The sequence below is a fragment of the Streptomyces sp. NPDC045026 genome, from assembly GCF_056432625.1.
The window spans coordinates 22556-40914 of record NZ_JBWKIS010000040.1 but is presented as its reverse complement, the minus strand read 5'-3'; the positions used below and the strand labels follow the sequence as shown (position 1 = coordinate 40914).

Here is an 18359-nt window from a genome sequence, read left to right as displayed (position 1 = left end):
CCGTGCTCGATTCCGCCCCCACCGTACGACGCCTGGCCTGGCCCGTGCTCGCGCTCGCCGCCACCTTCGCCGTGGTCGCGCTCAGCCTGGCCGTCGGGTCGCGCCCCATACCGCTGAGCACCGTCGTCGACGCGCTGGTGCACTCGGCGACCGGTCCCGACGCCCTTGTCGTACGTTCCCTGCGCGTGCCCCGCACGGCCGTCGGCCTCGCCGCGGGCGCCGGGCTCGGCCTCGCGGGCGCGGCGCTGCAAGGGGTGACGCGCAACCCGCTCGCCGATCCCGGCATCCTCGGGCTCAGCCAAGGAGCGGCGGCCGGCGTGGTGCTGGCACTCGCGACCGGGCGGGCGGACGGCTTCTCCGGGTACGTGTGGTGGGCGTTCGGCGGTGCGGTCGTCGCCGCGTTCCTCATCTACGTGATCGCCGCGCGCGGCCGGGGCGGGGCGAGCCCCGTCAAACTGGCGCTGGCCGGTACGGCGTTCTCGGCGATGATCGCCGGCGGTACGACGGTGGCGCTGACGTCGAGTTCGGCGACGCTCGACCAGTTCCGGTTCTGGCAGGTCGGCGCGATCGACGGGCGGGATGCGGACACCGTCGTGCAGATGCTGCCGTTCCTCGCCGTGGGAGCGCTGCTCGTCCTGTGCTGCGCGCGTGGCCTCGACGGGCTTGCCCTCGGTGACGAGACAGCCCGCGCGCTCGGGCACCGGGTCCACCGGGTGCGGATCGCGGCGGCGCTCGGCGCCACGCTCCTGACGGCCGCCGCGGTGGCCGCGTCCGGACCCATCGCGTTCGTCGGCCTCGCCGTCCCCCACCTGGCCCGGCGGCTGGTGAACGGCGGGCATCGCTGGACGCTTCCGCTGTCGGCGCTGCTGGGTGCCTGTCTGCTGGTCGGTGCCGATGTGGCGGGGCGTGTGGTGCGGCCGCCGGGGGAGGTGCCGGCCGGAGTGATGACGGCACTCGTCGGAGTGCCGGTGCTGATCTGGCTGGTGCGGGGCCGCCGGACAGTGGGGGAGGAGTGAGCGTGGAAACGTCGACCTGGGCCGCAGATACGCCGCCCGCGCGTCCCGGGCCTTGCGGACCGTGCTCTTCCTATCCCCGGTCCGCGGGGCTGCACGTTCTGCGCGCACGCGGCAACTCCCTTCTCTGGCACCGGCGTTCCGCAGTCGTCGCGGCAGGGCTGTGCCTCCTGCTCGCCGTGGTGATGACCCTCGCCGCCTGCGCCGGGCAGGGTTGGGTCTCCCCGGCGGAAGTGCTCCACATCCTGCGTGGTGGCAAGGGGGCCGACGCCCTCGTCGTACGTGAACTGCGCGTACCGCGGATCGTCCTCGGGGCGCTCGTGGGGCTCGCGCTCGGGGCGGCCGGGGCGCTGGTGCAGTCCGTGACCCGCAATCCGCTGGCCTCACCCGATGTCATCGGGGTCGGTCACGGGGCTGCCGCCGCCACGGTCCTTGCACTCGTGACGGGGATCGTCTCGTCCCCGGGTGCGCTGCCGGTCGTCTCCGTCGCGGGCGGGATCGCCGCCGCCGCCCTCGTGTGGGCGGTCGCGTGGCGTGGCGGGATGAGGTCGAGCCGGTTCGTGCTGACGGGAGTCGGTGTAGGGGTCGCACTCTCCGCCGTGGTCCAGCTCTACCTCACCGACAGCGAGCTGGAGCAGGCCGAGATCGTCAAACTGTGGCTGACCGGCAGCCTGAACGGGCGCGGCTGGGACCAGGCAGGACCGCTCGGACTCGTCCTCCTGCTCAGCCTGCCGGCCCTGGTGTGGGCGAGTCGCGCCCTGCGCCCCCTCGGGCTCGGCCCGGACCTGGCCGCCGCGCTCGGCTTCCGGGTGCGCCGGGCCCAGCTCGGCCTCACCGCGATCGGCGTGGTCCTCGCGGCGAGCGCGACCGGCGCCGCGGGTCCCATCGGGTTCGTCGCCCTGACCGCACCACAGCTCGCGCGCCTCCTGACCCGCACACCCCAACTTCCGCTCGCCTGCTCGGCGTTGGCCGGGGCCGTGACGCTGACGGCGGCCGACCTCGCCGCCCGCCTGATCCTCGTACCGCTCGAAGTGCCGGTGGGTGCGCTGACCGCGCTGGTCGGGGCGCCGTATCTGCTGTGGCTGCTGGTCAGGTCGCACCGCTAGACCACGAATCTTCCGCTGCGTCACGGGAGTTGGTCCACGGATCCAGCGTTCTGCGTCACGTCCTCGGGGCTTGCGTGTCGTCCCGGTAGAGGTCGGCCAGCAGGGCGATGGCGGCGTGAGTGGCGGGATGCGGGCTCTGCTGGGGCCAGATGAGGTGGACCGGGACGGGTTCGGTGTCGCGTACAAGGCGATAGGCGATGCCGTCGCGACGGTACTGCGTGGCCGTGGACTGCGGAGTGACGCCGACGCAGCGGCCGGTGGCGATGGCGGCGAGCCAGTCGTCGACGTCCTGGGTGTACTCCACGTCGGGGCGGGCCCCGTCGGGCCACAGGTCCAGAGTGGTGGTTCCGGTGCGGCGGTCCACCACGACGGTACGCTCGCGGATCTCCGACAGGCGGATGCTGCGGCGCCTGGCCCACGGGTCGTCGGAGGCGAGGGCGAGGTAGCGGCGCTCGTGCCCGACCAGGGCGTGAGCGTAGCTCCGGGAGTCGATGGCGGTACGGATGACGGCCATGTCGCACAGGCCCTCGGCGAGCCCGCCGGTGGGGGTGTTGTGGCGGATCAGGTGGAGCTCCACGTCCGGGTAGCGGTCGCGCCAGCGGCGCTGGAACTCGGCGGTGTGCCGCCCCATCGCGGACCAGGCGTGTCCGATGCGCAGGCGGGTGTGACCGGTGGTGGCCCGCCGGACCAGCTCGTCGGCCTCGGCGAGCATGTGACGGGCGCCGGCCAGGACCTCCACGCCGGCGGTGGTGGGGGTGACCGTACGGCTGGTGCGGTGCAGGAGTCGTACGCCGAGGATCCGCTCCAGGGCCAGCAGGGTGCGGGAGACCGACGCCTGGGAGAGGCCCAGTTCGATAGCGGCGTCGGTGAAGCTGCCGGTGTCGACGATCGCGACCAGACAACGCAGGTGCCGTAGCTCCAGATCCGGAAAACCACTCATACGTCCAGCGTATAGGTACGCCATCGGATGCATTTTGCGTATGCGCCCGGGAGGCGGATGGTCGCGTCATGGAGACCGACGCTCGCGCGGAGCCGACCGTGACCACCGCACCGCAGGCGGCCCCACCTCGCTGGTCCGGGGTGGCCCTGATGCTGGGCAGTGGCCTTTCCAACCAGCTCGGAGCGTCCGTCGCCGCACTCGCCTTCCCGGTTCTGGGGCCGGTGGGTGTGGTCGCGGTGCGCCAGTGGGTGGCAGCCGGCGTGTTGTTGAGCGTCGGGCGGCCGAATCTGCGGACGTTCACCGCCGCGCAGTGGCGGCCGGTGGTGGGACTCGCGGTGGTGTTCGCGACCATGAACCTGACGCTGTACATGGCGATCGACCGGGTCGGCCTCGGCCTGGCGGTCACCCTGGAGTTCCTCGGGCCGCTCACCGTCGCCCTGGCGGGCTCCCGCCGTCGCGTCGACCTGGTCTGCGCCCTCGTCGCCGGCGCGGCAGTACTGGTCCTCACCCGGCCTCAGCCCAGCACGGACTACCTCGGCATCGCGCTGGCTCTGCTGGCCGCCGTGTGCTGGGGCTGCTACATCCTGCTCAACCGCACCGTGGGGCAGCGCCTGCCCGGGATCGAGGGATCGGCGGCCGCCGCACTGGTCTCCGGCGCGCTCTATGTGCCGGTCGGCATCACCGTGCTGTGCCTGCACCGGCCCACCGCGGCCTCGCTCCTGTGCGCCCTGGCAGCCGGCGTGCTGTCCTCCGGGGTGCCCTTCCTCACCGACTTGCTCGCACTGCGACGTGTCCCCGCCCAATTCTTCGGGATCTTCATGAGCGTCAACCCGGTGTGCGCCGCGCTGGTGGGCCTCCTGGTACTCGGCCAGGACCTCGACCCGGCGTCCTGGACGGCCATCGCGGTGATCGTCGCCGCGAACGCCGCGGCCGTGGGCACGGCAGCGCACCACCCTCCGGCCCGTCGCGGCCACCCGGGCGCCGGGTGAATAGAGTGGGCGGGTGGATCTCAACGCTGTGCGCACCTTTGTCGCGGCTGCGGACGCCGGCCAGTTCCAAGAAGCCGCCGCAGCCCTGTCGATCACCCAGCAAGCCGTCTCCAAGCGCATCGCCGTGCTGGAGAAGGATCTGGGAGTGCGCCTGTTCACCCGCACACCGCGTGGCGCCGAGCTCACCATCGACGGCCAGGCGTTCCTGCCCCACGCCCGTGAACTCCTGAGGGCGGAGGACCGGGCCGACGCCTCCGTGCGCCCCGGCCGGCGCGCCCTGCGCGTCGACGTCATCAACCGGCGGATCTCTGCGGCCGTGCTCCTGCAGGACTTCTATCGCACGCGTCCTGACATCGAGCTCGACGTCGTGACCCTGAACGCCGACGTCGACACGGCGATCGCCGCTGTCGTGGCCGGGACGATCGATGCCACGTTCCACGCGATCACCGTCCCCGAGCATCAGCTGCCCGCCTCGATCAGGACCGCCCGGGTGGTCGACGACGCCCACGAGCTTCTCGTCGGACCCTCCCACGCCCTGGCCGACGCCGACAGCGTCACGCCCGCACAGCTCGCCGGACACCGCATCTGGATGCCCGGCATGGCACCCGGCACCGAGTGGGCCGACTACTACGACGAATTCGCCGCCGCGTTCGGGCTCACGATCGACGTCGTCGGTCCCGTCTTCGGGAACGAGGCGCTGCTGGACGAGATCGCCGACTCCGCCGACCTGGCGACCCTCGTGGGTGAAAGGTCCCGCTATCTCTGGCCCGACAGCTACGACCTGCGGCGGATTCCGGTGCGGAACCCGACGCCCGTCTACCCGATGTCACTGATCTGGCGCGGCGACAATCGGCATCCGGCGCTCGACGCGTTCCGCGCCCACCTGGACGCGACGCGAGCGAAGACCCCGGACGCCGACGTCTGGGAACCGACTTGGAGAATGCGGACAGCCAGAAGGTCGTGAGACCCGAGGCAGGTGTCCGCCCCCTCAGCGGAGTACCACCGTCCGCCTTCCCTTGACGAAGACGCGGCCTTCGCAGTGCCAGCGGACGGCGCGGGCCAGGGCTGCCGATTCCGCGTCGCGGCCGATGGCGGCCAGGTCCTCGGGGGTGTGGCTGTGGTCGGCGCTGATGACCTCCTGGGCGATGATCGGGCCTTCGTCCAGGTCGGCTGTGACGTAGTGGGCCGTCGCGCCGACGAGCTTGACGCCGCGGTCGTGAGCCTGGTGGTAGGGCTTGGCACCCTTGAAGCTCGGCAGGAACGAGTGGTGGATGTTGATCAGCCGGCCGGGCAGCTGCGCGCACAGGCCGTCGGAGAGCACCTGCATGTAGCGCGCGAGTACGACCAGGTCGACGTCGAACGAGTCGATCAGTTCAAGGAGTCGGGCCTCGGCCCGGGGCTTCGTCGAGGCGGTCACCGGCACGTGGAAGAACGGGATGCCGTGCCAGGCGACGAGTGCCTCGTGGTCGCGGTGGTTGGAGACGACGGCGACGACGTCGATGGGGAGGTCGCCGCTGCGGGTGCGGAAGAGCAGGTCGTTGAGGCAGTGGTCGTAGCGGGACACCATGATCAGCACGCGTCGGCGGGTGCTGACCGGTTCGATGTGCCACTGCATCGCGAAGGGCGCGGCCACGGCGGCGAAGCCGTCGCGCATCGTCTGCGTGGTGTTCTCGCCGTCGGCGGCGGCGAAGCGCACCCGCATGAAGAAGTGGCCGTCCCGGCGGTCGCCGAACTGCTGGTTGTCGATGATGTCGCTGCCGTGCTCGACGAGGAATCGCGAGACGGCGTGCACGATGCCGGGCGCCTCGGGGCAGTCGAGGGTGAGGACGTGCTCGACCGTTGCCGTGGCGGGACTCGTCGGCGAGGGGCCGGTCGGCGAGGGGGCGGGGGACGCGGCGGAAGCCGGGGAATCAGTCATGGTGTCAGCATTCGGTGACGTTGACGGCGAGGCCGCCACGGGCGGCCTCCTGATATGTGGCCTTCGTCCCGGCCGGTGTCGCGCGTGGTCGTGATGACCTTGGCGAGGCTGTCTGTGTACGTGGGGTGACTGGCCCGGCGACTGACGAAGCGCCGGGCCGCCCGCGTCGGCCCCACCGGGTGAGAGGAGGGGCCGACGCCGGCCGCGTACACGTCGAAGTACTCGACGCGATCAAGGCAGCTCGGGGCCGCGGTATTCGCTCATGGCGTCGATGAGCCAGCGCGCCAGGTAATCGGCGAAGGACGAACGCGGCAGCAGCCGGTACGTCGGCGCGTCGTCGACCTGCCGGAGCAGGACCGCGATCGGCCCCACCGTGGTCGACACCGCACGGCCGGGGCCGAAGACCCGAGGATGCAGGTCCAGCGGGCAGCCCTTCTCCAGCACCTGGCGGGCCGCCGGGCCGCTCAGTTCGAGAGTGGTGCGGTTCGCCGAGACATCGACGACCGAGCCCGGATCCGCCGCGAGCGCCTCCCTCAACTCGGCGGCCACAGAGGTCTCTTCCGCCTGGGACAGCACGAGCCACTCGTCGGGACCGAGCCAGCACGCCGTGTGGGTGCCGGATGACGTGGTCTCGCCGTACGCGCGGGGGAGTGGTGCCCCCAGCGTCTTCTCGATGCGGGAGGCCGCCGCGGAGGCGGGGCTGACGCGCACGTTCACCATGGTGGCGAAGGGACGTTCGGTGAGCGTGACGCCGCGGGCCCCGGTGACGGCGGCGTCGTTCATGCGCTGCGCCAGGTGCGCCAGCGGGCTCACACGCAGTGCCACCGGGCCGGTGCTCGCATCGTTGTGGGGCTCAGCCATCGCGCTTGGTCCCTTCGGGGTCGTAGAGCACGGAGTCGGTGACCTCGACGGGCACCAGGTCGTCGCCCACCGGGGCGAGCAGGGTCGAGCCGATCCTCGCCCGGCCCCCGGCGACGAGAGCGAGGGCGAAGGGACGGCCGAGGGCCGCGCTGTGGTAGCTGGAAGTGACGTGGCCGAGCATCGGGACCGGCCCGGCCTCGGGCGTCAACGGTGTGTCCTGCGCGATGAGTTGGGAACCCTCGGGCAGCCGCGTCGTACGGTCGGCCGGCAGCAGGCCGACCAGCTGCTTGCGGTCGGTGCGAGTGGTGTCGGCGCGGGAGTAGGACCGGTTTCCGATGAAGTCCTTGCGCTTGGAGACCACCCAGTCCATGTTCGCGTCCTGCGGGGTGACGGTGCCGTCGGTGTCCTGGCCGACGATGATGAACCCCTTCTCGGCCCGCAGGACGTGCATCGTCTCGGTGCCGTACGGAGTGATGTCGTACGGCTGTCCGGCCTCGTACACCTGCTCCCAGACGGCGCGGCCGTACCAGGACGAGACATTGATCTCGAAGGCGAGTTCGCCGGAGAAGGAGATCCGGCAGACGCGGGCCGGGATGCCGGAGGCCAGGGTGGTCTCGCGGAAGGCCATGAAGGGGAACGCCTCGGCACAGACGTCGAGTTCGGGGGCCAGTCGCGCGATGACGTCACGTGACTTCGGGCCGACGACGGCGACCGTCGCCCACTGTTCGGTCACCGACGTGCAGTGGACGTCGAGTTCGGGCCACTCGGTCTGCAGCCACTCCTCCAGCCAGTCCAGGACCCCGGCGGCGCCGCCGGTCGTGGTGGTCATGAAGTAGCGGCCCTCGTCCAGGCGCAGTGTCACGCCGTCGTCGAAGATCATGCCGTCCGGCTTGCACATCACGCCGTAGCGGGCCATGCCGGGCTTCAGCTTCTTGAACGCGTTGGTGTAGACGCGGTTGAGGAACTCGCCCGCGTCCGTGCCCCAGATCTCGATCTTGCCGAGGGTGGTGGCGTCCATGAACCCCACGCCCTCGCGGGCCGCACGGCACTCGCGGGCGACGGCCGCGTCCATGTCCTCGCCGGGCCGGGGGTAGTACCAGGGCCGCTTCCACTGCCCGACGTCCTCGAACTTGGCGCCGTGGGTGACGTGCCAGCCGTGGATGGAGGTGGTGCGCTCAGGGTCGAAGAGGTCACCGCGTTCGCGTCCGGCCAGGGCGGCGAAGGCCACGGGCGTGTACGGCGCCCGGTAGGCGGTGGTGCCGATCTCGCCGGGTGACGCGCCCGCGCCGAGGGCCTCGGCGATCACGCCGATCGCGTTGACGCCGGACGTCTTGCCCTGGTCGTTCGCCGTACCGAGGGAGGTGTAGCGCTTGACGTGCTCGACGCCGCGCATGCCGGCGCCGGTGGACCGCCAGACGTCGGCGACGGTGACGTCGCGCTGGAGGTCGACGAAGTGGGTGTCCCAGCCACAGGGTTCGCCGGCGGGGGAGGGCACCAGCCACAGGGCGCGGACATCGGGGCGTGCGTCCTGCGACGGCGCCTCGGGTGCCGGGACGGGGAACCCTGCCTCGGTCGCGGCCAGCGCGCCGGCCCGCGCGCCTTCGGCCAGAGCCGCGTCGAGACCGTACGTCCCGCGCGCCGCGCCGACGACCTGCTGGTCGCGTACCGTGCCGTCGGGGACGAAGGCGACCAGGACGTCGTCCCAGCGCAGCTTGCCCTGGCGCTGGCTGTGCAGGTGGACGACCGGGCTCCAGCCGCCCGAGACGGCGAGCAGGTCGCAGTCGAACTCCTCGGCCTCGCCGGTGAGTTGACTGTCGGCATCGAGGGCCTGGACGGTCACGCCGGTGAGCCGGGGCCGGCCCGTGGTGTCGACGACGGCGCTGCCCGTGAGCACCCGAACCCCGGTCGCCGCGACGGTCTCGGCGGCCCGCTGGGACAGTTCCGGGCGCGCGTCCACGACGGCGGCGATGTCGATCCCGGCGGCGCGCAGATCGGTGACCGTGTCGTACGCGCTGTCGTTGGTGGTGGCGACCACGGCTTGCCTGCCCGGGGCCACCCCGTACCGGTTGAGATAGGTGCGTACGGACGCGGCCAGCATCACGCCGGGGCGGTCGTTCCCGGCGAAGACCAGCGGGCGTTCGTGCGCGCCGGTCGCCAGGACGACCTGGCGGGCGCGGATGTGCCACAGCCGCTGGCGCGAGACGCCCGAGGACGGGTCGGGGGCGTCGGCTCCGAGGTGGTCGGTGCGCCGCTGGAGCGCGAGGACGTAGTTGTCGTCGTAGCTGCCGAACGCGGTGGTGCGCGTCAGGACGGTGACCTCGGGGGCGGCGTCGAGCGAGGCGCGGACGCCGGCGACCCATGTCAGTCGGGTGTGTCCCGACAGCAGTGCTCCACCGAGCTCGGGCTGGTCGTCCACCAGGATCACGCGCGCGCCGGAATCCGCGGCGGCAGCGGCGGCCGCGAGCCCGGCCGGTCCGGCTCCGACGACCAGGACGTCGGTGTGGACGTATTTCTTGTCGTAGACGGCGGAGTCGGGGGTCGGGTCGAGCCGCCCCATCCCGGACAGGGTCCGTGCGGACAGGCCGTCGTACAGCTCCACCGTCGTCGCGGGGAGCATGCCCTCCGAGTGCGAACCGTCCAGCTGCACCAGGGCGTTGGGCTCCTCGACGCCCGCGGAGACGATGCCGCGCGGGCGGCTGAGGTAGAGCGACGGGCCGGCTTCCACGATGCCGTTGGCCAGCATGGCGGAGGCGAGGGTGTCGCCGGGATGACCGGTCAACTCCCGTCCGTCGAGGGTGAAGTGGAGGAAGGTGGTGTGGTCGACGCGGCCTTCGTCGCTGAGCCGGAACTGCTGGTCGGTCATCGATTCTCTCCGGCCGGGTCGGTGAGGTGGGGTTCGGGACGCGGCTCGTCGAGCCGGTAGGTGGCGAGCACCTCGTAACTGACCGTGTCACGCAGCGCGTTGAACCAGCGGCGGCAGCCGTGACTGTGCATCCACCGCTCGGCGAAGGGGCCCTTCGGGTTGTCGCGGTAGAAGACGTACTCGGCCCACTGCCGGTCGTCGAGGTCGGCGGGGTTGTCGGGGTACGGGACGTGGGCCTGGCCCCCGTAGTGGTATTCGCTCTCGTTGTGCGGACCGCACCATGGGCAGGTGATCAGCAGCATCGCGGTGCCTCCTCTCAGTGGGCCACGGCCGCGGCGCCGTGTTCGTCGATCAGTGCGCCCGTCGTGAAGCGGTCGAGGGCGAAGGGGGCGTTGAGCGGGTGCGCCTCACCCGTGGCGATGGTGTGCGCGAAGGTCCAGCCGGCCGCCGGGGTGGCCTTGAAACCCCCGGTGCCCCAGCCGCAGTTGACGAAGAGATTCTCCACGGGAGTGGCGCTGATGATCGGCGAGGCGTCCGGAGTGACGTCGACGATGCCGCCCCAGGTCCGCAGCACATGCGCCCGGGCGAAGACGGGGAACAGCTCGACGGCGGCCGCCATCTGCTCCTCGATCACGTGGAAGGAACCCCGCTGGCCGTAGCCGTTGTACGAGTCGACTCCCGCGCCCATGACCAGCTCGCCCTTGTGCGCCTGGGAGACGTAGACGTGGACGTGGTTCGACATGACGACGGTGGGGTGCACCGGCTCGTGGAGCTCGGACACCAGCGCCTGGAGGGGGTGGGACTGGACGGGGAGGCGGATCCCGGCCCGTTCGGCGAGCACGCTGCTGTGCCCGGCGGCCGCGAGGCCGACCCGGCCGGCGAGGATACGGCCGCGGTTGGTCTCGACGCCCACGACCTTCTCGCCGTCCTTGAGGAAGCCGGTGACCTCGCAGCCCTGGATCAGGTCGACGCCCATCTCGTCGGCGCGGCGGGCGAGCGCCCAGGCGACGTGGTCGTGCTTGGCGATGCCCGCGCGCGGTTGGAAGGTGCCGCCGAGCACCGGATACCGGGTGTTCGGGGAGACGTTGAGGATGGGGCAGACCTCGGCGACCTGGTCCGGGTCGAGCCACTCGGCGTCGACTCCGTTGAGCCGGTTGGCGTTGGCGCGGCGCATGCCTTCGCGCACGTCCTGGAGGGTGTGCGCGAGGTTGAGCACCCCGCGCTGGCTGAACAGGAAGTCGTAGTCCAGCTCCTGCGGGAGCCCCTCCCACAGCTTGAGCGCGTGCTCGTAGATCGCCGCGCTCTCGTCCCACAGGTAGTTGGAGCGGATGATGGTGGTGTTGCGCGCCATGTTGCCGCCGGCCAGCCAGCCCTTCTCCAGAACGGCGACATTGGTGATGCCGTGTTCCTTCGCGAGGTAGTAGGCGGTGGCGAGGCCGTGACCGCCCGCGCCGACGATGATGACGTCGTACGAGGAGCGCGGATCGGGATTGCGCCAGAGGAAATCCGGATGCTCCGGGAGCGGCTCGGCGGTCATGCCATGTCTCCGTTCGGGCGGGACAGGTGGGACAGGCTGGGCAGGCGGGGGTAGAGGGGGAACGCACCGGCGAGCTTCTCGACCCGGTCGCGCAGCAGACCCGCGTGCTCCTCGCTCAGCCGCTCGGGCTTGAGCGCCCCGGCGATGATGTCGGCGACCTCACGGAACTCCTCGGCGCCGAAGCCGCGCGTGGCGAGTGCCGGGGTGCCGATGCGCAGGCCGGACGAGACCATCGGCGGGCGCGGGTCGAACGGCACCGCGTTGCGGTTGACGGTGATGCCGACGCGGTGCAGGCGGTCCTCGGCCTGCTGCCCGTCGAGCGCGGAGTCGCGCAGGTCGACGAGGACCAGGTGGACCTCGGTGCCGCCGGTGAGCACGGTGATCCCGGCCTCGGCCACGTCGTCGCTGAGCAGACGTCCGGCCAGGATGCGGGCGCCGTCCAGGGTGCGCTGCTGGCGCTCCTTGAACGCTTCGCCCGCCGCCACCTTGAAGGCCACCGCCTTCGCCGCGATGACGTGCTGGAGGGGGCCGCCCTGCTGCCCGGGGAAGACCGCGGAGTTGATCTTCTTGGCCAGAGCGGCCCGGCTGAGGATCACCCCGCCGCGCGGGCCGCCGAGAGTCTTGTGGGTGGTGGTCGTGACAACGTCCGCGTACGGAACGGGACTTGGGTGCAATCCGGCCGCGACGAGCCCGGCGAAGTGAGCCATGTCCACCATCAGGTACGCGCCCACCTCGTCGGCGATCCGCCGGAACGCGGCGAAGTCGAGGCGGCGGGGGTAGGCCGACCAGCCGGCGACGATCAGCTTGGGCCGGTGCTCGCGTGCGAGCCGCTCGACCTCGTCCATGTCGATACGAAGGTCGGACTCGCTCACGTGGTAGGGCACGACGTTGTAGAGCTTGCCGGAGAAGTTGATGCGCATGCCGTGGGTCAGGTGACCGCCGTGCGCCAGGTCGAGGCCGAGGATCGTGTCGCCCGGACTGAGGAGTGCGAACATCGCGGCGGCGTTGGCCTGGGCGCCCGAATGCGGCTGCACGTTCGCGGCCTCGGCGCCGAACAGGTCCTTGACCCGATCGATGGCCAACTGCTCGATGACGTCGACGTGTTCACAGCCGCCGTAGTAGCGGCGGCCGGGGTAGCCCTCGGCGTACTTGTTGGTCAGGACCGAGCCCTGGGCCTCCATGACGGCGACCGGGGCGAAGTTCTCCGACGCGATCATTTCCAGTGTCGACTGCTGGCGGTGCAGCTCGGCGTCGATCGCGGCGGCGACGTCCGGGTCGAGCTCGCCGAGCGGGGCGTGGAGTGAAGCGGGAATCGTAGGAGTGGTGACCGACCGGGCGTCCGTTGCCATCTGCGCACCATTCTGTGAGCCAACTAATGAGCAACTGATATATCAGTCTGTGCGGTAAGGTATGGGACCTCGACGGACGGGTCAAGGGGGCCTCATGCAGCACGTGGCGACCGAGCCGGCGGTCGGTGGAGAGGAACTGTCCCTCGCCGAGCGCGCCTACCGCGCCATCCGCGACCAGCTCGTGATGCTCGACATCCGCCCGGGCGCGCCCATCAACGAGGACCAGCTGGCGCAGTCCCTCGGCGTCGGCCGCACGCCGGTGCGCGAGGCCCTCAAGCGGCTCCAGTACGAGCGCCTCGTCACGACCTACCCGCGACGCGGCACCTTCGCCACCGACGTCAACATCACCGACCTGGCCCATATCTCCGAAGTCCGCCTGGAGCTGGAGCCGCTGGCCGCCGCACGGGCGGCGCGGCGGGCCACGGCCGAGGACCGTGCGGCCCTGACGGCCGTCCGGCGGGAGCTGGAAAGTGTGGATCCCCGGCGGGGCGACGCCGCCGGGCTGATGCACCTGGACCTCAAGGTCCACCGTGCCGTCTACGCCGCCACGCACAACCCGTACCTGGAAGACACCCTGATCCGCCACGACAATCTGGCCACGCGCATCTGGTGCCTGTTCATCGACAGGCTCGCCGACATGGCCGGTCACGTCGAGGAGCACGGACCGCTGATCGACGCGATCGTCGCCGGTGAGGCGGATGCGGCGGCCCAGATCGCCCGTGCGCATGTCGAGGGGTTCGAACGGGCTGTGCGCGACGCCATCTGACCAGGGGTTCGTTCCGCCCTGAGTGGCCCCACTCGCTGAACGTCGGTCGCGGAGGGGGCGCTACGGTCCTTGCGTGCTCACTGCTCGGTTCCGCTCACCCGGATCAGTGTCTGCTGCCCGTTGGCCACGAGCTTCCGTGTGGCGTCCTCTTGGACGGCGAAGACCTCCAGCTGACACACGGTCAGGATGCGTCCGGCCTTGAGGACGGTTCCGACGGCCTCAAGGTGATCGCCGACGGCGGGTGCGACCAGGTTGATCTTGTATTCGACGGTGAGCACTTCGGTGTTCTCAGGCTCAGGGAACAGGGTGAAGGCCGCGTAGCCGCCGGCGCTGTCAGCGATGGCGCTGGTGGCACCGGCGTGGAAGTAGCCGTGCTGCTGGGTGACTTCAGGCCGGGCCGGAAGCGCGATGTGCACGGCGCCCGGCGCGATGCGGGTGAGCCGTGCACCGAGGTGGGCCATGAGCCCCTGCCGGTCGAAACTGGCCCGGATGCGCTCCTGCACCTCGGTGCTCGCCTGTTCCTGCAGCTCATGGCCTTTCACATGCTCTCCTTCATCGGATATGCGGTTCTGTCTGTGAGCGCTGTGAGCCCATATGGAGCAGCACACTACAAGTGAGGCGGGACCACGGCGTCGATCAGATGGGGGCCCGGTTTTGCGAGTGCGTGGCGGAGCTGCTCGGCGAGTTCCTCGCAGGTCGTCGCCCGCGATGACGGGACGCCCATGCCTTCAGCGATCCTGGCGAAGTTCAGGTCGGGGGAGGAGAGGTCGAGCAGCGTCTTCGCGGCAGGGCCCGAGAGGTCGGCGCCGACCCGCAGCATTTCGAGGCGCAGTACGGCATAGGCGCTGTTGTTCAGGATGACGGTGGTGACGTCGAGGTTCTCGCGTGCCTGGGTCCACAGGGCCGAGATCGTGTACATCGCGCTGCCGTCGGCCTCCAGGTTGATGACCGGCCGGTCCGGGGCCGCGATCGCCGCCCCGGTGGCGACCGGGATGCCCTGCCCGATCGCGCCGCCGGTCAGCGTGAGGACGTCGTGCCGGGGCGCTCCGGCCGTCGCCGCGGGCAATGCCGCGCCGGACGTGTTCGCCTCGTCCGAGACGATCGCGCCGGCGGGGAGCAGCGAGCCGATGACTTCCGCCCAGTTGTTCGCGGTGAGGGGGCCGCTCGGCAGCGGCGGGCGGGCCGGCTCGGCCAGGGTCGGCAAGGTGTCCGCCGCCACCTCGTCGGCCAGTGCTTCCAGCACGGCGACGACGTCCTGGGACGGATCGGCGAGGGTGTGCACCTGGGCGCCCTCCGGTACCAGGTCGCTCGGCTTGCCGGGGTAGGCGAAGAACGACACGGGGGAGCGCGTGCCCGCCACGATCAGGTGCTTGACGCCGTCGAGTTGGCGGACGGCCTGCTCGGCGAGGTAGCGGAGGCGCTCGATGGCGGGCAGGCCCGCGCCGCGCTCCAGCCGCGCGGGGAAGGTTTCCACCAGCGCGCGCACGCCGGTGGCGTTCGCGATGCGGCTGGTCGCGAGGAGCCCGGGAGCACGGCAGGCCTCGCCGCCGATCAGCAGCACGGCGGGTTCGCCGCCGCGCAGGATGTCGGCGATGGACGACACCGCCTGCGGGTCGGGAGCCGAAGGCGTACGCGGGGACACCGGTTCGGCGACCAGGCCGCCCTCGTCCCAGGACGCGTCGGCAGGCAGGATCAGCGTCGCGATCTGTCCCGGTGCCTCCATCGACGCCGCTACGGCGGCCGCAGCGTCGGCCCCGACCTCGGCGACCCGGTCGCTGCGCCGTACCCAGCCACTGACCGAACCGGCCACCGGCTCGATGTCGGACTCCAGAGGGGCGTCGTACTTCTTGTGGTGGGTGGCGTGGTCGCCCACGACGTTCACGATGGGGGTGTGGGCCCGGCGCGCGTTGTGGAGATTGGCCAGCCCGTTGCCGAGGCCGGGGCCGAGGTGGAGCAGGGTGGCGGCCGGTTTCCCCGCGATACGGGCGTATCCGTCGGCGGCCCCGGTGACGGCACCCTCGAACAGGCCGAGCACGCCCCGCATTTCGGGCACGGAGTCGAGCGCGGCGACGAAGTGCATCTCCGATGTGCCGGGATTGGCGAAGCACACTTCGACACCGGCGCGGACAAGAGTACGGATCAGCGACTGCGCGCCGTTCATGGGCGGCCTCTCCGTCGTGACCGTCCGTGCTGATTGCCAGGGCTGACGGCCGGCGACTGTCTCTCGGGGGGTGCGCGAAGGGTTGTGTGCGCTGCCTGCGGATACTAAGCGGTCGGTAATCTTGTGTCGAGGTATTGACCTTGGTCCCGCACTTGTATCGGTCTCGTCGAAGCGCGACAAGGGTCTCGTATCCCAGACTTCGAACGGGTGGTCCGCGGCGGGGCCGGCCTGCGGACGTAACCTCCTGGTATGGCTCCCGTTCCCGCCGCCGCCCAGGTGCTGGCCATCCTCCGCTATCTCGCAGGCCAGGCAGGGCCCGTACCCGCCGCGGCGATCAGCCGTGACGTCGGGCTTCCCCGCTCGACGACGTACCACCTGCTCGACACCCTGGCGTGCGAAGGCTTCGTCGTGCACCTGCAGGAGGAGCGACGCTACGGACTGGGCGTCAGCGCCTTCGAGCTCGCCTCCGGATACAGCAGGCAGGCCCCCTTCCAGCGCCTGGCGCGGGTACCGCTGGCGAAGCTCGCCGACAGCACGGGCCACAACGCGCACCTCGCCGTACTCCACGGCCGCGAGGTCATCTACGTGATCGAGGAACGGGCACCGGGACGTTCGCCCCTGGTGACCGAGGTCGGCGTCCGGCTGCCGGCGCACCTCACCGCAAGCGGCCGGGCGGTCCTGGCCCGTCTGCCGCAGGCACAGGTGCGGGCCCTGTTCCCCGACGCGTCGGCCTTCGTCCTGCGCAACGAGTTCGGTCCCGGCTCGCTGACCGCGCTCCGCCAACTCCTTGTGGAGGCACGCCGACGCGGGTACGCCACTGAGGACGGCGAGGTGACACCGGGTTTCGCGTCCGTGGCGGCCGCGGTCCTCGACCACAGCGCCCACCCCGTCGCCGGTGTGGCGGTCACCTTTCCCGGCGACGAGGTCGGTGCGGAGCAACAGCGTCGGATCGCCGCGCAGGTGGCCCGGACCGCGAACGAACTGAGCCGGCGCATCGGCGGGGTGGCCGACGCAACCGCTCGTACGCAGGTCGCAGGACACCGCACGTAGAAACCGAACTCCCGCCGCCGGACGGGCCGGCGGCGGGAGTCCGGTCTACTGGGACCAGGTCGAAACGGTCACAGGAAGCAGGCCCGAACGGTTCAGCTCAGCGGACCGGTCACCGACTCGGCGGCCGCGAGGGCGCCGCCGGTGGCCACGAACTGCACGGCGGCCTCGATCTCGGGAGCGAGGTAGCGGTCGGTGCCAGGGCCCTCGACATCGCGGCGCAGTCCGGCCAGGACTGCCGCCGTGGCGGGCGCGGGGGCCAGGGGGCCACGAAGGTCGAGCGCGCGGGCCGCGGTGAGGATCTCCACGGCCACCACGCGGGTCAGGCCGTCGATGGCGCGGCGCAGCTTGCGGGCCGCGGCCCACCCCATGGAGACATGGTCCTCCTGCATGGCGCTGGAGGGGATGGAGTCCACCGAGGCGGGCGCGGCGAGGCGCTTGAGCTCGGAGACGATGCCCGCCTGGGTGTACTGGGCGATCATGTGGCCGGAGTCCACGCCCGGGTCGTCGGCGAGGAACGCGTTCAGGCCGTGGTTGCGCGCGACGTCGAGGAAGCGGTCGGTACGGCGTTCGCTGACCGAGGCGACGTCGGCGACGGAGATGGCCAGGAAGTCCAGGACGCAGGCCACGGGCGCGCCGTGGAAGTTGCCGTTGGACTCGACGCGCCCGTCGGGCGTGACGACGGGGTTGTCGATGGCGCTGGCCAGCTCACGCCCGGCGACCGTCTCGGCGTGCGCCAGCGTGTCGCGGGCGGCGCCGTGGACCTGCGGGGTGCAGCGCAGCGAGTACGCGTCCTGGACCCGGGTGCACTCGGGACCGCGGTGGCTCGCCACGATCTCCGAACCCTTCAGAAGGGCGGTGAGGTTGGCGGCGCTCGAACCCTGGCCCGGGTGCGGCCGCAGGGCCTGGAGGTCGGCGGCGAACACGGCGTCGGTGCCGAGCTGTCCCTCGACGCTCATGGCGGCGGCGATGTCGGCGGTGCGCAGCAGCATCTGCAGGTCGTGTGCGGCCATGACGAGTTGGCCGAGCATGCCGTCGGTGCCGTTGATGAGGGCCAGGCCCTCCTTCTCGTGCAGCGTGACGGGGGAGAGACCGGCGGCGGCGAGGGCGTCCGCGGCAGGCATCAGGTCGCCCTTCGCGTCACGCACCTGGCCTTCGCCCATGACGGCGAGGGCGCAGTGGGCGAGCGGAGCGAGGTCGCCGGAACAGCCGAGCGAGCCGTACTCGTGGACGACCGGGGTGATGCCGGCGTTGAGCAGGTCGGCGTAGGCCTGGGCGGTGTCGGGGCGCACACCGGTGCGGCCGGTGGCGAGCGTCGACAGGCGCAGCAGCATGAGGGCGCGGACGACCTCGCGCTCGACCTCGGCGCCGGACCCGGCGGCGTGCGAGCGCACCAGGCTGCGCTGGAGCTGGGCGCGCAGCTCCAGCGGGATGTGACGGGTGGCGAGGGCGCCGAAGCCGGTGGAGACGCCGTAGTGGGGCACGACGTCGTTGGCGAGGTTCTCGACCACCTTGCGGCTCTGGGCTATCTCTCCCAGGGCTTCGTGGGTGAGGGTCACGCGGGCCCCGTGCCGGGCGACGGACACGACATCGGCGACGGAGAGGGGGCCGACCCCTACGAAGGTTTCGTTCATGACTCCATCAAGCCCGAAAGCGGAAGGTCTTCGTCAGTGGCTGCGGAGGGTTACTGTCCGGGATCCCAGACAGTTGGCCGCAGCACCGGGGTTCCGTGCAGATCGCGAGTGTGCGGACTGTTTGTGCGGGGCTCCCGGCTCTCCTCGTACGAGACCTGCGGCGGGGGCGTCGACC

17 protein-coding genes are annotated in these 18359 nt (G+C 71.4%); 6 read left to right on the top strand and 11 right to left on the bottom strand.

Features of this window, described 5'->3' with window-relative positions; genetic code table 11:
- Positions 1–2 precede the first annotated feature (2 nt).
- Positions 3–1016 carry a FecCD family ABC transporter permease gene (locus tag AC07EJ_RS42660; protein ID WP_393585245.1) on the top strand — a complete coding sequence of 338 codons (1014 nt, stop codon included), beginning with the start codon at positions 3–5 and terminating at the stop codon, positions 1014–1016.
- A 2-nt stretch (positions 1017–1018) separates the two neighbouring features.
- The gene (locus tag AC07EJ_RS42655; RefSeq protein ID WP_478886250.1) at positions 1019–2119 is read left to right on the top strand and encodes a FecCD family ABC transporter permease; all 1101 of its coding nucleotides are present in this window, start codon (positions 1019–1021) and stop codon (positions 2117–2119) included.
- Positions 2120–2174: 55 nt separating this feature from the next.
- Here AC07EJ_RS42655 and AC07EJ_RS42650 read toward each other — a convergent pair whose 3' ends face one another.
- A complete protein-coding gene (locus tag AC07EJ_RS42650; RefSeq protein WP_478886249.1) occupies positions 2175–3059 on the bottom strand; it encodes a LysR family transcriptional regulator in 885 nt (294 codons plus the stop codon).
- Positions 3060–3127: 68 nt separating this feature from the next.
- Here AC07EJ_RS42650 and AC07EJ_RS42645 point away from each other — a divergent pair, with 68 nt between their 5' ends.
- Positions 3128–4048, top strand: coding sequence for an EamA family transporter (locus AC07EJ_RS42645; RefSeq protein ID WP_389486560.1), 921 nt, complete (start codon positions 3128–3130; stop codon positions 4046–4048).
- Between the two features lie 13 nt (positions 4049–4061).
- Entirely contained in the window at positions 4062–5012 is a 951-nt protein-coding gene (locus AC07EJ_RS42640; protein WP_389486558.1) for a LysR family transcriptional regulator, read from the top strand.
- 24 nt (positions 5013–5036) lie between these two features.
- Here the strand turns inward: AC07EJ_RS42640 and purU are convergent, their stop codons facing one another.
- From purU to glyA, 7 genes are read right to left on the bottom strand one after another with little or no spacing between them, the layout of a single operon-like run.
- A complete protein-coding gene (purU, locus tag AC07EJ_RS42635; protein ID WP_389486556.1) occupies positions 5037–5966 on the bottom strand; it encodes a formyltetrahydrofolate deformylase in 930 nt (309 codons plus the stop codon).
- Complete coding sequence (locus AC07EJ_RS42630; RefSeq protein WP_389486554.1) at positions 5963–6178, bottom strand: hypothetical protein; 216 nt, start codon at positions 6176–6178, stop codon at positions 5963–5965. Before AC07EJ_RS42630 ends, purU begins: the two co-directional genes overlap by 4 nt.
- A gap of 19 nt (positions 6179–6197) precedes the next feature.
- The gene (locus AC07EJ_RS42625; protein ID WP_389486552.1) at positions 6198–6827 is read right to left on the bottom strand and encodes a sarcosine oxidase subunit gamma; all 630 of its coding nucleotides are present in this window, start codon (positions 6825–6827) and stop codon (positions 6198–6200) included.
- On the bottom strand, positions 6820–9690 hold the full coding sequence (locus tag AC07EJ_RS42620) for a sarcosine oxidase subunit alpha family protein (protein ID WP_478886248.1): 2871 nt from the start codon (positions 9688–9690) through the stop codon (positions 6820–6822). The genes AC07EJ_RS42625 and AC07EJ_RS42620 overlap by 8 nt, the downstream gene beginning before the upstream one ends.
- Complete coding sequence (locus tag AC07EJ_RS42615) at positions 9687–9992, bottom strand: sarcosine oxidase subunit delta (RefSeq protein ID WP_389486548.1); 306 nt, start codon at positions 9990–9992, stop codon at positions 9687–9689. Before AC07EJ_RS42615 ends, AC07EJ_RS42620 begins: the two co-directional genes overlap by 4 nt.
- Positions 9993–10006: 14 nt before the next feature.
- Positions 10007–11227 carry a sarcosine oxidase subunit beta family protein gene (locus tag AC07EJ_RS42610; RefSeq protein WP_389486546.1) on the bottom strand — a complete coding sequence of 407 codons (1221 nt, stop codon included), beginning with the start codon at positions 11225–11227 and terminating at the stop codon, positions 10007–10009.
- Entirely contained in the window at positions 11224–12576 is a 1353-nt protein-coding gene (gene glyA, locus AC07EJ_RS42605; protein WP_389486544.1) for a serine hydroxymethyltransferase, read from the bottom strand. Before glyA ends, AC07EJ_RS42610 begins: the two co-directional genes overlap by 4 nt.
- A 94-nt stretch (positions 12577–12670) precedes the next feature.
- On the opposite strand from glyA, the gene AC07EJ_RS42600 reads away from it, so the two are divergent.
- Entirely contained in the window at positions 12671–13342 is a 672-nt protein-coding gene (locus tag AC07EJ_RS42600) for a GntR family transcriptional regulator (RefSeq protein WP_389486542.1), read from the top strand.
- A 77-nt stretch (positions 13343–13419) separates the two neighbouring features.
- Here the strand turns inward: AC07EJ_RS42600 and AC07EJ_RS42595 are convergent, their stop codons facing one another.
- Together AC07EJ_RS42595 and AC07EJ_RS42590 are read right to left on the bottom strand one after the other, a co-directional pair.
- A complete protein-coding gene (locus AC07EJ_RS42595; protein WP_478886267.1) occupies positions 13420–13803 on the bottom strand; it encodes a PaaI family thioesterase in 384 nt (127 codons plus the stop codon).
- 146 nt (positions 13804–13949) lie between these two features.
- Positions 13950–15503: an acetolactate synthase large subunit gene (locus AC07EJ_RS42590; protein WP_389486541.1), complete on the bottom strand. Its 1554-nt coding sequence runs from the start codon at positions 15501–15503 to the stop codon at positions 13950–13952.
- A gap of 249 nt (positions 15504–15752) precedes the next feature.
- Here AC07EJ_RS42590 and AC07EJ_RS42585 point away from each other — a divergent pair, with 249 nt between their 5' ends.
- Complete coding sequence (locus AC07EJ_RS42585; RefSeq protein WP_478886247.1) at positions 15753–16553, top strand: IclR family transcriptional regulator; 801 nt, start codon at positions 15753–15755, stop codon at positions 16551–16553.
- Between the two features lie 92 nt (positions 16554–16645).
- Here the strand turns inward: AC07EJ_RS42585 and hutH are convergent, their stop codons facing one another.
- The gene (hutH, locus tag AC07EJ_RS42580; protein WP_389486537.1) at positions 16646–18184 is read right to left on the bottom strand and encodes a histidine ammonia-lyase; all 1539 of its coding nucleotides are present in this window, start codon (positions 18182–18184) and stop codon (positions 16646–16648) included.
- Between the last annotated feature and the right edge of the window lie 175 nt (positions 18185–18359).

What these genes read in the sequence shown, in the direction of transcription:
- AC07EJ_RS42650 (WP_478886249.1), bottom strand. Translation starts at nt 3,059, where the DNA reads ATGAGTGGTTTTCCGGATCTGGAGCTACGGCACCTGCGTTGTCTGGTC.
- AC07EJ_RS42645 (WP_389486560.1), top strand. Translation starts at nt 3,128, where the DNA reads ATGGAGACCGACGCTCGCGCGGAGCCGACCGTGACCACCGCACCGCAG.
- purU (WP_389486556.1), bottom strand. Translation starts at nt 5,966, where the DNA reads ATGACTGATTCCCCGGCTTCCGCCGCGTCCCCCGCCCCCTCGCCGACC.
- AC07EJ_RS42625 (WP_389486552.1), bottom strand. Translation starts at nt 6,827, where the DNA reads ATGGCTGAGCCCCACAACGATGCGAGCACCGGCCCGGTGGCACTGCGT.
- AC07EJ_RS42620 (WP_478886248.1), bottom strand. Translation starts at nt 9,690, where the DNA reads ATGACCGACCAGCAGTTCCGGCTCAGCGACGAAGGCCGCGTCGACCAC.
- AC07EJ_RS42615 (WP_389486548.1), bottom strand. Translation starts at nt 9,992, where the DNA reads ATGCTGCTGATCACCTGCCCATGGTGCGGTCCGCACAACGAGAGCGAA.
- AC07EJ_RS42610 (WP_389486546.1), bottom strand. Translation starts at nt 11,227, where the DNA reads ATGACCGCCGAGCCGCTCCCGGAGCATCCGGATTTCCTCTGGCGCAAT.
- glyA (WP_389486544.1), bottom strand. Translation starts at nt 12,576, where the DNA reads ATGGCAACGGACGCCCGGTCGGTCACCACTCCTACGATTCCCGCTTCA.
- AC07EJ_RS42600 (WP_389486542.1), top strand. Translation starts at nt 12,671, where the DNA reads ATGCAGCACGTGGCGACCGAGCCGGCGGTCGGTGGAGAGGAACTGTCC.
- AC07EJ_RS42595 (WP_478886267.1), bottom strand. Translation starts at nt 13,803, where the DNA reads ATGGCCCACCTCGGTGCACGGCTCACCCGCATCGCGCCGGGCGCCGTG.
- AC07EJ_RS42590 (WP_389486541.1), bottom strand. Translation starts at nt 15,503, where the DNA reads ATGAACGGCGCGCAGTCGCTGATCCGTACTCTTGTCCGCGCCGGTGTC.
- AC07EJ_RS42585 (WP_478886247.1), top strand. Translation starts at nt 15,753, where the DNA reads ATGGCTCCCGTTCCCGCCGCCGCCCAGGTGCTGGCCATCCTCCGCTAT.
- hutH (WP_389486537.1), bottom strand. Translation starts at nt 18,184, where the DNA reads ATGAACGAAACCTTCGTAGGGGTCGGCCCCCTCTCCGTCGCCGATGTC.